Genomic DNA, 214 nt, shown 5'->3' with positions numbered 1-214 from the left:
CCCCCAGCTCGGCAACAACCTGCTGATGCTCGGCATCCAGCAGGAGGCCGCCGAGGCCCTGCGCCAGTTCGGCATCAATGACATCGAAGCGATCCTCGATGTGGAAGAGGAGCCTGGCCTGGGCAACGGCGGCCTCGGCCGTCTGGCCGCCTGCTTCCTCGAATCCCTCGCCACCCTCGAGGTCCCCGCCACCGGCTACGGCATCCGCTACGAG

1 protein-coding gene is annotated in these 214 nt (G+C 68.2%); it reads left to right on the top strand.

Annotated features, from left to right (window positions below; all coding sequences use genetic code 11):
* Nucleotides 1-214: glycogen/starch/alpha-glucan phosphorylase (locus KUG39_RS17105; RefSeq protein WP_216916631.1), on the top strand; the 214-nt coding region annotated here is incomplete at both ends.

Source organism: Synechococcus sp. CCAP 1479/10, assembly GCF_019038515.1.
Classification (GTDB): Bacteria; Cyanobacteriota; Cyanobacteriia; order PCC-6307; family Cyanobiaceae; genus Cyanobium.
This window is presented reverse-complemented; position numbering and strand designations above follow the sequence as displayed.